Here is a 12,177-nt window from a genome sequence, read left to right as displayed (position 1 = left end):
GTCAGTCTTGAATCTAGATTTACAACTGTTGTCCCCAAAGGGGATTAGTGGGAAGAGCCGTATGCGAAGATCCGCACGTACGAGCTCTGTGAGAGGGGTGGTCAGAAATGGCTACCCCTACTCGATTATTAATTATTACCTGATCCTTGATTGCTAGTATTACCAGTATTTCCTGTACCAGTACCAGTATTTCCGTTACCAGTTCCGGTACCAGTATTTCCATTATTGGAATTACCGCCTGTTTCTCCCGTTTCGGTGGTTTCCTCGTCGGTTCCTTCCTCATTTTCGGTTTCTTCCTCTTCCACCTCTTGCTCTTCTTCCTCTTGAGGAATCAATACCTCAATGGTTGTAGTAACTGCTTCACTTAGCTGAGTGTCACGAACGGCAATTACCTTGAAGGTATAGTAGCCTGGTGTTTCAGCTTTTAAGCGAACCTGCTTTTCTGTAGTGGTTTTTAGAAGTTGTTCGCCACCATCATTTAAGGAACCATATAATTGGAATTGTACGCCTTCCGCATTGTCACCGCTGTATTCCCAAGTAACAAGAAGTTCCTTCGTCGCTTCATCAAGAGTTACTTTTAAATTACTAGGTGCTGCAGGCTTATCATATTTGTTCGATACTTGTTTTGGTGCACTTCCTTTAACTGCATACTCAATGATTACTTGATCATTAGGAGTATATTCACTTGCTAGCTTAGCAGGGAACGTACCTTTTTCGATTCGAACTTTTTCTACACTGCTAGGTACTGCAAAGTCAGCCGTTTCTTTTCCTTGAGAAACATGGGTCATAAGATTTTTAAAGATATATTGTGAGATTTTCTGTTCATCACTTGTTAGCCAATTTTGCGTACGATCATCATATCCTGTCCAGACCGCTGCTGTGTAGTTGGTTGTGTAACCAACAAACCAAGAATCAGGAACAGCACCCTTAGGGATTCCATATTTATCTCGTTCAGCAGTAGGGTAGTTCGTCGTACCCGTTTTACCAGCGACAGCAAGGCCGTCTACTCTTGCACGAGAACCCGTACCGTATGTTAAAACATCCTTTAACATATCTGTGATCATAAAAGCTGTATAATCTTTCATAACCACTTCAGTTTCTGGTTTTAAGTCAAGCTTTGTTCCATCACGAAGTTCGATTGTAACAACGGAATATGGTTCTGTATAAAACCCGTTATTACCGAATGCGCTATATGCACCTGCCATCTGGAGGGAGGAAACTCCTTTATCGGCTCCACCTAATCCACCAATGGAATAGGATTCCGTTAACTCACTAACAGGGATTCCAAGTTTCGCGCCGAATTCTTTTGATTTATCAAGCCCAACCTCTTGCATCGCTTTTAATGCAGGTATGTTACGTGAAAGAGCAAGAGCTGTTCTCATCGTCATCGAGCCCATATGCTTGTTATCCCAGTTATTAATTTCTTGCCCACTTGAATACGTATATGGTTCATCCACTAATGTCTGATACGTTCCCCAGTTCAAGTATTCAATGGCAGGACCGTAGTCTAAAACTGGTTTTATAGTCGATCCAGGCTGACGTCTTGGGTCAGTCGCATAGTTAAATCCGAATGTTTGTGTTTGGTTTCTTCCACCACCGAGCGCACGAATGGCGCCAGTTTTTGTATCTAATAAGGTAATTCCAGCTTGAAATTTTTCATCAGGAAATTCAACTATTTCATTGCCATCTAGAATTTGTTCTACATAGTCTTGAGCACTTGTATCTAATGTTGTGTAAATTTTTAATCCTTCAGAGAAAGGATCAAGATCCGGATACTTTTCTTCAATTTCTTTAATAACCTGTCCTACAAAGGAATCATAGGCAATTTCTCCATTGGTCTCACGTTGGTCTTCTGGGACAAGTGCAGCAGACACATCAACCGATTGAGCATCAACCTTTTCTTCCTCTGAAATATAGCCGTGTTGATTCATTAATGAGAGAACAATATCCCTTCGTTTTTTTGCATTTTCAGGATATTTGAAAGGGTCATAATTTGCTGGACTCTGTGGCAAACCAGCTAATAATGCTGCTTCATCTAATGTAAGTTGATCTAAGCTTTTACCGTAATATGTTTTCGCAGCTGTAGCGACACCGTGTCCACCACTACCCATCCAGTTTTTATTCACGTAAATTTCAAAGATTTCTTCCTTTGTATACTTTTGTTCTAGCTGAAAAGAAAGCCATGCTTCTTGTGCTTTACGTGAAAGAGTTTTTTCATGCGTTAAGAATGAATTTTTTACAACCTGCTGTGTAATCGTACTAGCTCCTTCAGAGCCGAAGCCGTCGGTAACGTTCGCGATGACGGCGCCACCTAAACGAATCAAGTCAATTCCATTATGTTCAAAAAAGCGAGAGTCTTCCGTTGCAATGAAGGCGTCTCTGACCGTTTCCGGAATATCTTCGTAATTTACATAGTCCCTTTTCACAGACCCTATTTCCGTGAAAGGTTCCCCGTTCATATCAAACACTTGGGAGGAGATCGGATCCTTTAAAAGCGTTTCATCAAGCTCTGGAGTGTCTTTAATCATATATGCAAATGTAGCAGCACCGACAACAATCCCTGTAATTCCAAGTGCGACAAGGATAAGAAAAATCTTCATGAACAATCCTTTTGCAGGCTTTTTGCCTTTTTTCTTATTAGATTGTTTCTGCTTTTCTAACTGTTTGCGGCGCTCCTCTCTAGATTGATATTGCTCTGCCATATTGTTTCCTTCCTTTCTTACTAAAAAGCTTACTTCCCCTTTAGAAAAAGATAAAATTAGAGATTATATAAACAATCTATTTTCTTAATATAGTCAATTCTAGGGCGAAAGCCAAGTGAAATAGGATGTGCTGTCGAGAGAAGTTCTTCTTTTGTAATAGACTTTCGACCTCCTACTTTCATACGCTCCCAATACGATAACAATTGCTTTGCTTCTAACAGAAACATTTCTTCTGTACTTGAAAAACGAAGAATAACAAAGCAAATTCCATCTTGTTGAATGACTTTTTCCATGTGCTGAATTTGGTGCTCATGAAAATTTTGTAGGGGGAAAGAAGTTGAATTTTTTGTTTCCTTTGCTTCAAAATCAATGTATTTGCCCTTATATACGCCGTTGTAATCTGTTGTGGAGGCTTGCTTGAAATAGGCTTCTTTTATTACAGCAGCACTTCTTTTTGGATAATTTACTTCAACAATTTGAACCGGTGTGGGTTTTTTGTGAATAACGGCAATATTATTTAATAAGTAAAATTCATTTGTTTCGTTTAGATCCTCCTCTAATGTCATTCCTCGGTTGCTATAGGTTGGGTCCTTACGTGCTTTCACTGTTTGACTGGTGCTTAACTGATTCATAAACTTTCTTCCATTAGGATAATGAATATTCATTTCTTACACCTCTTTAACTACACTATCATACCAAAATTGCTCCCAGATAGGGTGAATAAAAACTACCGATTAACGAATTATAACGTAAGATAGCATTGGAAGGGAGTAAAAAGATATCAAAAATACTATTAATCATTTAGATGAGAATCAAATTATTACAGTAATTAAGCAAAAAGTTGAGTCGGGTAATTTAGACAATATTTCAAGAACCGATGCTTATTTTACGTATTTTTTAAATCATTCGGATATTCTTTGGTCTTTTTTGGCTAGTATGGTGTCAAGAAACGCTGGCTGGAATATGTGTGAATTAGAGGGAAAGTGGTTTCCTCAAGCTTTAGAACCAGAAACTAGAAAACAATTGTTTTTAACTTATGAGCGAGCCAATTGGTTAATCTTTCAGGATGCATACCCCCAATTGTTGCTGTATGATTATTCGACGAAACTAAATACTCCAATGTTTCACTCACTTCTCTTTGCCTTTCAGGATTATCTTCATTTTAGTGCTGTTTTATTTCCTACTCATCATGGAGAGCTTTATGGAGCAAGTGTATATGGCTTTCAAGATGTGGATAACCGGATTGATTTAGGTAGAAGATTGGCTGATATTCTGTTTAATCCCGATGTATTTAGTAAGGTCTTTCATTTTGCAAAAACAACCGCACACACTGGCTCAAGGTATGATTATGAACAATTTATGAAAAACAAGGAAGAAACTACTCCTTTCTTAAAAGAAACGTACCCAGTTATAAAACACCATATTCATCTTCCAAATGAGTGGACAAAACACCCTTCCGTGAAAAATAAATGGTTCAGAACGGAGATTATTCACCGACACCCATGGGAAATGACTCATTGGTACTCCAATAATCAGAAGCAAATTCGTTTTTTTATTATGTGTTATAACTTACTTCAAATGAAGAATCGTATATAAAAAGCAAGAATCTTCATAGATTCTTGCTTTTTATATCTCTTTATGTTGAAGGGCGATCAATACCTTCAAGCTTTTTATCTCCGTACCCAGGTTTTGTTTCTTCCAGCTTTTTTGGTTGAGTATTTTCTTTTTCATTGTTTTGATTTCTCTTTTTCATTCTTTACCACCTCCGAGATTAGTTTGTTTCATCCTCCATTTTTTCATTCATGTCGAAACCTAGTTAGGAGAACAAAAATTTTACACTTCTTTTGGCGAATTGCTTCTAGTTTTGTCATAAGGGAAGGAGCTTAGAGGAAAACAAAGAATTAAGTACAAAAGAGATTTAAATAGAGCTGAAATTATTCTTGGAGGGATGTTCGATGATTCAAAAATCAGATATTTTACAAATGCTTTCTGAAATCCACAATGATCTTGAGGAACTAGAGAAATCCATCGATTTTAAACTGCCTGATGTAGAAGCAGATATGTTAAAGCAACAACAAAAAAGCTTATGGAAAACGGAAAATCGATATTATATACTAGAAGGGAAATTCAATTTAGCCCAAAATAAGTCTATAAATGATAGAGAACATAAGAGAACGACAGCTTAAATTTTTAATATTCTCGTTTATCCTTTATAGTAGGGGTATATGTGATAAAGGAGCATGGCAACTTGGATAATCAATCAATGTTAAGTGAATTAAATGAACGTTTGTACGAATATACAAAAGAAATTGATGATACATTTCTTTCTGTGAAGATGTCAGGTGAGAAGGGTGATTTTTTTTCACAGGTAAAACCATTTGCTGATGAAGTAAAAGAAGTGGTAGATCACTGGAAAGTGGAAGCGGCGTCTTGGATAAAGAGGAATCGACCGAAAAACCTTCATACTAGTCAAATTGAATCAGCAGCCGAACAATTGGAAATGATCTCTGTACAAGCTTTTTTTCCTGAAACTAGTCGAACAAGATTCATAAACTACCTTCAGTCTGTAAGATATGTTTTAACTGTATTACGAGAAAATATAAATAAATATGAAACATAAAAAGTAGCACACTCGCCATTTAGGAGAGGTGCTACTTTTTTCTGTTTATAAGAATGTATATTACATAGATGATTCAAGTTCAGGGGTTTTTGCACCTAGTATCTCAAGTTCATATACAAGATTTCGATAGTCACAAGTGGTTATTTCATTGTAAATATAACATTTCTTAACAAAATCCAATAACTCGTTTACCTCTTGTGCTTCGTATTTTTTAATTAGTTGGAAATGATTTTTTAATTCTTGAATATTCACCTAAATTCCCCCCTATATAGGTTGTTTCTTCTCTATCATCGTATCATGTGGATGCACAAATCGATGTTTTTTTAAATATTAAGACTTCCGACACCGTTAGACAAAATTGGTGATTAATAGCAGTTATTTTATTCTTTATTCACCATCTAGGCGGATGAAACATAAATTATAGCAGTGAATATAAGAAAGGAGGTTGTGTGCCCTTGTTCGGTCAAAGATATAAACGATCAAGATATTATCGTCCACAACAACAACCGGTAATGAATGAAACCTATCCTTATATTTGGGGAAATGAAGCAGTCCATACTCGGCCAGAGGCATACGCCAACTACTTTGAACAACCTATGAATGTTCCTATGTACAATATGAATTACGCTGGACCATTACAAACCTATAATTATTTACCTAATGAATCCTTATATGGCCCAGCCTATCCGTACGGAGGGGGAGGGTTTCCGGGACAGGGTTATGATTATCCCTATCAGGGAAATCCACTTTACCAACCAGATAAGAAGCATAAGATTTCGGAAGCCGTTCTTCATAATCCTCTTCAACAACCTGAAGTATCTTATCATAATCAATTTGCATATGGTCAATATAACCAACCATTTTCTCACCCCTATCCTAAGCAATCTGCTATACCGCGACCGCCAACTGGTATGAAATCAATCATGAACTCTTTTAAAACACAGGATGGAACATTTGACGTTAACAAAATGGTTGATACAGCTGGACAGATGATGAATGCAGTCACACAAGTGTCTTCGATGGTGAAGGGGCTAGGAGGAATGTTTAAGGTATAGGCTAGCCCTATACCTTTTTACATGGTAAAAAAATAAGCAGAAAAAAGTCTGCTTAATCATTTATAATATGAATTTTCTTTCCAGGAAGCTTCGGCACAATAATCGTTAGTAAGCCATCATGGTAAGAGGCCTTTACCTTTTTTTCGTTTATAGCCTGAGGTAGAGTAATAGTTCTGCTCATGTGCTGCATTTTATTTTTTCTCCTATACGCTTTATGAACATCATCTTCTTCTATAATCACTTCACCGTGTTTCACTGTGATCGTCAGAGTATTGTTAAGGACATCGATACTAATTTGTTCCTTTCTAATTCCTGGAAGTTCTGCAACGATATGATGCTCCCTGTCGTAACTTTTTACAGAAACGGGAAAGGTGGCAAACGGAAGGTTGAAGAACTCATCTATGCTTTGTAAAAAACCTTTGACTGGTCTTTCTTGAAAAAAGTCATTCATCGCTTTGGCAATCTCACCGAATGGTTCAGGACGATTGTTGCGATTTGGTTTGTCTGGAAGATTATTAGACATGATCCTACCCCTCTCTTTATGATTTCTCCCTTACAGATTATGCATTTTGTACATAGGCGGTTCATCCTTTTGTAACAGCTAAGAAAATAGAAAAAATGGACGCATACCAACATGTATGCGTCCATTTTTATTAAATTAATTCTTCAAGTAGATCATCGAGGACAAAAGTCATCGTACCGTTGCTATCGACTTCAATAAGCTCCTCTTTTTTCATTTTGGTGAGAGTACGGCTGACGGTTTCACGTGTTGTTCCAATCATATTGGCTAAGTCTTTATTAGTAAATTCACCATTTAACGTGAAGATTCCATTTGTTTCTTTACCATGTAATTTTGCTAAGCGAATCAGCAGCTTGATAATTTGTTCATATGTATTATTAAGGATTTGTGCTTCTAAGCGGTCTTGCAGATCAACAATTTTCTCACTTAATACGTTAAATACTTTAATACAAAGCGTAGGATTCTCAATAAGGACCTTTTCAAATGGTAAGATAGGTACCACTACTAAGGTTGTAGCCTCCAATACTTCTGCATAAGCAGGGTATCCTCCTTTTCGAAAGAAACCAACATGTGGGAACATTTCCCCTTTTTTTAAGATCGCAACGATTTGTTCTTTCCCGTTTATATCACTTTTATATATCTTTACTTTACCAGAATGGATAAAATATACGTTTTCAAGTGGATCATCCTGCATAAAAACATGACTTCCACGGTTCCAATCTCTTGAGATAGATATATCAACAATTTTTTGAAGCTCATCTTCATCTAAGCTTCGAAACAAGGAGAACTCCGCTAATACATTTTTTATTTCAGGACTCTTCATTTCTACTCACCTCTATTTTTGCAATAACCTAGTATCTATTTTACCAAACATCCAAACCTGAAAGAATAGGTTTGTGGGAAACATTGTTATTTTTAAACAAGTCTTTAATTACGAACGTTTATTCGATATGATAGAGTTATAGAGGTGATCTGTACATGAAGGTAAGAAAAAATTTACAGGAACTTATTGTAGAAATGAAGAAAAATGATGAATTTAAAGACCAAATTGTGCATTGGCATACAATAGAAGAAAAAGAAGCTAAAACGTCAGAATTGCCAAATGACCTTCATGCCAATTTACAAAGGGCATTGCAGGAGAGAGGGATTGGAAGGCTGTATACACATCAGAAATCATCTTATGAAGCGATTAGACAGGGTGAAAGTGTTGTTGCAGTAACTCCTACGGCTTCTGGCAAGACGCTTTGTTACAATCTACCTGTTATCCAAACGATCATTGAATCGATGGATTCAAGAGCTTTGTATATCTTTCCGACTAAAGCGCTAGCACAGGACCAAAAAAGTGAGCTTAATGAGCTAATACAAGCGACAGAGCTCCAAATTAATAGCTACACTTATGATGGAGATACTCCAGCGAATATAAGAGAAAAAGTACGAAAGGCCGGGCATGTTGTCATCACAAACCCAGATATGCTTCATTCGGCCATTCTCCCTCATCATACAAAGTGGGTGTCGTTATTTGAAAATCTAAAGTTTGTTGTTATTGACGAGCTACATATCTATCGTGGTGTTTTTGGGAGTCATGTCGCAAATGTGATAAGACGCTTGAAAAGAATCTGTGAATTTTATGGAAGTAACCCTATTTTTATCTGTACTTCTGCAACGATTGCTAATCCACTTGAGTTAGCCGAACATTTAACAGAAACAAACATGAGATTAATTAATAATAACGGTGCACCAAGTGGCAGAAAGCATTTTCTTTTTTATAACCCGCCAATTGTAAACAAGCCTTTAAATATTCGAAGAAGCGCAACGCTTGAGGTTAGAAAGATCGCACGTACATTATTAAAAAATAAAATTCAAACGATCGTTTTTGCAAAAAGCAGAGTGAGGGTCGAAATTTTATTAACGTATCTCCAAGATCTTGTAAAGTATCAGCTTGGGCCAAAAGCAATAAGAGGATACCGAGGAGGATATCTGCCCTCGGAGAGACGAGAGATTGAAAAAGGACTAAGGAACGGAGACATTTATGGTGTCGTTAGTACAAACGCTTTGGAATTAGGAGTGGATATTGGTCAGCTGCAGGTATGTATTATGACCGGTTATCCAGGTTCCATCGCAAGTTCATGGCAACAAGCGGGAAGAGCCGGGAGAAGGCATGGGGAATCGTTAGTCATCCTTGTTGCGAGCTCTAGTCCCCTGGATCAATACATTATTCAGCATCCTGATTATTTTTTTACAAGCAGCCCAGAAACAGCGAGAATAAACAAAGATAACTTGATTATACTTATTGATCATTTGAAGTGTGCAGCCTATGAGTTACCGTTTAAGAAAGGTGACTATTTTGGAGAAATGGAAATCGAAGAACTTCTAGAATACTTAGTAGAAGAGCGCGTGCTTTTTGAAAATGGGGAGAAATACTACTGGATGAATGATTCATTCCCTGCACACAACATTAGCTTGCGTTCAGCCTCACAAGATAATGTGGTTATAATCGATCAATCTGATGTATCCAAAGCCCGTGTGATTGGTGAAATGGATCTTTTCTCAAGTATGACCTTGCTTCATGAAGAGGCTATTTATTTGCATCAAGGAACACAATTTCAAGTAGAAAAGCTTGATTGGGAGGAAAAGAAGGCATTCGTTCGCGAGGTAGCCGTCGATTATTTTACGGACGCCAATTTAGCGGTTGAATTAAAGGTATTAGAAATTGATAAAGATAGGGAAAATTCTATGGTGGAAATTGCTTATGGGGATGTTAGCGTATTGGCCAAAGCAACCATCTTTAAAAAAATCAAATTTGAGACACATGAAAATATAGGTTCGGGACCGATTCATTTACCGGAAGTTGAGCTTCATACGAGCTCTGCGTGGATTTCTATTGATAAAGACTCCAGTGAATTACCAGATGAACGTTTGGATCAGGGCTTAATTGGTATTTCCCACGCGTTTAAACATATAGCTCCTTTATTTGTCATGTGTGACCCACAGGATATTCATGTCGTTCCACAAGTGAAAGCAGTGCATAATGAAAAGCCAACGTTATTTTTCTATGACCGCTACCCTGGAGGAATTGGACTTAGCGAAAAGATCTATGAGGGAATGGAAATAATTATTAAAGAGGCGACAGAGATGATTACCCGGTGTAATTGTCATCACGGTTGTCCATCTTGTATAGGCACAGATCCTATGGAGGAAACAGCAAAAATTGACTGCTTGAAAATATTAAATATGTTTCTATATGAAGTGGGAAAGGGTAGAGTCAGTTGAGCTTAAAAAATAAACTAAATCGGTTAAAACCTCATCTATCCATTCCAGAGAGCTCGAAACAAAGTTCGAGCTCTCTACCTGTAAAGACGAATAAGGAGATTCCTTTTATTGATGTGTGGAGGGAAAATGGAGTTTCTCCATTCTTTTTAGAAGACGACTATTGCCTGGTAAGGGAAGTGAAATATCCTTTAGATTACCAACACGGTAGATATAAGCTAGGTGAATTTATTGACGCAGTGAAGGCTTGGAATAACTCGAATATCTCACATCCCCTGTCAGCAAAAGGGTTTTTACCAGAGCAATTATTTTTTTTCGATACAGAGACAACAGGACTTGGAGGGGGGGTAGGAAATACGATTTTTCTTCTTGGACATGCTACGTTGGAAGATAATCATTTTATTGTTAGACAGCATATTCTTCCACGGCCTGGAAGTGAAATTCCTCTGTATACTAGTTTTCTTGAAAAGGTTGATTATACGACGCTAGTGACGTATAACGGAAAAGCTTTTGATTGGCCACAAGTTAAAACAAGGCATACACTTGTAAAAGCTCATGTTCCAATGTTGCCTTCATTTGGTCATTTCGATCTATTTCATGCCTCTCGAAGATTATGGAAGCATAAGCTAGAACGTTTAAAGCTCTCGATTGTTGAGAAGGAAATCCTTGAAATTCAAAGAGTCGATGACGTTCCAGGATTTTTAGCCCCAATGATTTATTTTGACTACGTTGAAACGCAAAAACCAGAAGGAATGCTTGGAATTATCAAACATAACGAGATAGATATTCTATCTCTGATTAGTTTGTATACTCATTTAACATTTCAGATCTTAAGAATGGACCAAAACCAAACGGAGAAAGAAGCTTTTGAGGTAGGCCGATGGTTTACATACCTTGGCCAAAATTTGGCTGCTGAAAATACTTTTATCGAATTAGCTTCAGGGGAGAGTATGGAAGCCTATCAATCTCAATGGCAACTATCTTTGCAATTAAAAAAGAAGAAAGATTATGAAGCAGCTAGTGGAATTTGGTTAAATTTGTCGAAAATATCTGATGATGTCATTGCATTTGAATCCTCACTTGAACTTTCCAAGTGGTATGAACATAAAAAAAAGGATTACAAGAAGGCACTTCTTTTTGGTCAGAAAGCAAAGTTATTACTTGAGAAACGTAGTGATCGTAAGGTTGACCAGGAAATGGATCTTGCGAAACGGTTGGAACGAATTACAAGAAAATCTTGTAACAAAAATGTAAAAAAATAATCGACAAAATACGCCTTTTTGGTGTTGTCTCCCCTTAAAATAGAGAGTAAAATGTATCATTGAGTGATAGAAAGATAGAATAAAAAGTGGAGATGGATGAATTCGATGTATAAAGCAATTTTGTTTATGTTTTTTCTTGTTGTCTGTTTAACTGCCATTATTTTTACGAACTTAAAAGAAAGTTTTTATACATTAATGTAAACCTTGGAGCTACTAAAAAGAAATCAGCGAAAATAGGTATTTGTATTAGTACAAGATGGACTCCTTTATCATAGGCTGTTATTGTAAAACACAAAAACACTATTCGAAAGGAGAAGCTCAAATATGTTTAAAAAACATTGCGGACCTACTAATGTATTACCTGCTGTTGTTCACCCAACGAAATGCTGTGTAAATCATACTTTCTCAAATAATGTGGTGCCACATATTCACCCTCAGCATACAACAACTGTAAATCACATCAATTATGATCACCAACACTTCTTCCCACAAACACAGTCTGTTGTTAATGAAGTGACTCATACTCAAAGCTTTGCACCACCACGTCCTGTACCTGGACCATTTCCAGCGCCAGGATTCGGAGCAGGCCCAGGATGCGGAGCAGGCCCAGGATTTGGAGCAGGCCCAGGATTCGGAGCAGGCCCAGGATTTGGAGCAGGCCCAGGATTCGGAGCAGGACCTGGAGCGCCAGGCTTTGGAGCAGGACCTGGACCATCTTTTGGAAGATAATACTTCTAACAAGGGCTTATTG

12 protein-coding genes are annotated in these 12,177 nt (G+C 37.5%); 7 read left to right on the top strand and 5 right to left on the bottom strand.

Annotated elements, in window-relative coordinates:
- Positions 1–128 precede the first annotated feature (128 nt).
- Together ACFFHF_RS22945 and recU are read right to left on the bottom strand one after the other, a co-directional pair.
- Positions 129–2,702, bottom strand: a complete 2,574-nt coding sequence (locus ACFFHF_RS22945) for a PBP1A family penicillin-binding protein (RefSeq protein ID WP_377059148.1) — start codon at positions 2,700–2,702, stop codon at positions 129–131.
- Between the two features lie 56 nt (positions 2,703–2,758).
- Positions 2,759–3,367 carry a Holliday junction resolvase RecU gene (recU, locus tag ACFFHF_RS22940; RefSeq protein ID WP_160547175.1) on the bottom strand — a complete coding sequence of 203 codons (609 nt, stop codon included), beginning with the start codon at positions 3,365–3,367 and terminating at the stop codon, positions 2,759–2,761.
- Between the two features lie 115 nt (positions 3,368–3,482).
- Here recU and ACFFHF_RS22935 point away from each other — a divergent pair, with 115 nt between their 5' ends.
- The 3 genes from ACFFHF_RS22935 to ACFFHF_RS22925 all read left to right on the top strand — a co-directional run bounded on the left by ACFFHF_RS22935 (position 3,483) and on the right by ACFFHF_RS22925 (position 5,322).
- The gene (locus tag ACFFHF_RS22935) at positions 3,483–4,298 is read left to right on the top strand and encodes a DUF2515 family protein (protein ID WP_377059154.1); all 816 of its coding nucleotides are present in this window, start codon (positions 3,483–3,485) and stop codon (positions 4,296–4,298) included.
- Between the two features lie 359 nt (positions 4,299–4,657).
- Positions 4,658–4,888 carry a hypothetical protein gene (locus tag ACFFHF_RS22930; protein ID WP_377059147.1) on the top strand — a complete coding sequence of 77 codons (231 nt, stop codon included), beginning with the start codon at positions 4,658–4,660 and terminating at the stop codon, positions 4,886–4,888.
- Between the two features lie 62 nt (positions 4,889–4,950).
- Complete coding sequence (locus tag ACFFHF_RS22925; RefSeq protein ID WP_160547177.1) at positions 4,951–5,322, top strand: DUF1798 family protein; 372 nt, start codon at positions 4,951–4,953, stop codon at positions 5,320–5,322.
- Positions 5,323–5,382: 60 nt separating this feature from the next.
- Here ACFFHF_RS22925 and yppF read toward each other — a convergent pair whose 3' ends face one another.
- On the bottom strand, positions 5,383–5,574 hold the full coding sequence (gene yppF / locus ACFFHF_RS22920; protein ID WP_340904462.1) for a YppF family protein: 192 nt from the start codon (positions 5,572–5,574) through the stop codon (positions 5,383–5,385).
- Positions 5,575–5,777: 203 nt separating this feature from the next.
- Between yppF and ACFFHF_RS22915 the strand changes: the two genes are divergently transcribed.
- Complete coding sequence (locus ACFFHF_RS22915) at positions 5,778–6,377, top strand: YppG family protein (protein ID WP_340904461.1); 600 nt, start codon at positions 5,778–5,780, stop codon at positions 6,375–6,377.
- A 52-nt stretch (positions 6,378–6,429) separates the two neighbouring features.
- On the opposite strand, the gene ACFFHF_RS22910 is transcribed toward ACFFHF_RS22915, so the two are convergent.
- Entirely contained in the window at positions 6,430–6,900 is a 471-nt protein-coding gene (locus tag ACFFHF_RS22910; protein WP_160547178.1) for an Hsp20 family protein, read from the bottom strand.
- 130 nt (positions 6,901–7,030) lie between these two features.
- On the bottom strand, positions 7,031–7,720 hold the full coding sequence (locus ACFFHF_RS22905) for a Crp/Fnr family transcriptional regulator (RefSeq protein ID WP_160547179.1): 690 nt from the start codon (positions 7,718–7,720) through the stop codon (positions 7,031–7,033).
- Between the two features lie 155 nt (positions 7,721–7,875).
- Here ACFFHF_RS22905 and ACFFHF_RS22900 point away from each other — a divergent pair, with 155 nt between their 5' ends.
- The 3 genes from ACFFHF_RS22900 to ACFFHF_RS22890 all read left to right on the top strand — a co-directional run bounded on the left by ACFFHF_RS22900 (position 7,876) and on the right by ACFFHF_RS22890 (position 12,155).
- Positions 7,876–10,167, top strand: coding sequence for a DEAD/DEAH box helicase (locus ACFFHF_RS22900; protein WP_160547180.1), 2,292 nt, complete (start codon positions 7,876–7,878; stop codon positions 10,165–10,167).
- Positions 10,164–11,426 carry a ribonuclease H-like domain-containing protein gene (locus ACFFHF_RS22895; RefSeq protein ID WP_160547181.1) on the top strand — a complete coding sequence of 421 codons (1,263 nt, stop codon included), beginning with the start codon at positions 10,164–10,166 and terminating at the stop codon, positions 11,424–11,426. Before ACFFHF_RS22900 ends, ACFFHF_RS22895 begins: the two co-directional genes overlap by 4 nt.
- 324 nt (positions 11,427–11,750) lie before the next feature.
- Positions 11,751–12,155 (top strand): CotD family spore coat protein, encoded by a 405-nt coding sequence (locus ACFFHF_RS22890; protein WP_160547182.1) that lies wholly within the window; start codon positions 11,751–11,753, stop codon positions 12,153–12,155.
- Positions 12,156–12,177 lie beyond the last annotated feature (22 nt).

Origin of the sequence: Robertmurraya beringensis, from assembly GCF_042433785.1 — a bacterium.
Classification (GTDB): Bacteria; Bacillota; Bacilli; order Bacillales; family Cytobacillaceae; genus Robertmurraya_A; species Robertmurraya_A beringensis.
The sequence above is the reverse complement of the archived record's forward strand: the minus strand, read 5'-3'. Positions and strand labels throughout refer to the sequence as shown.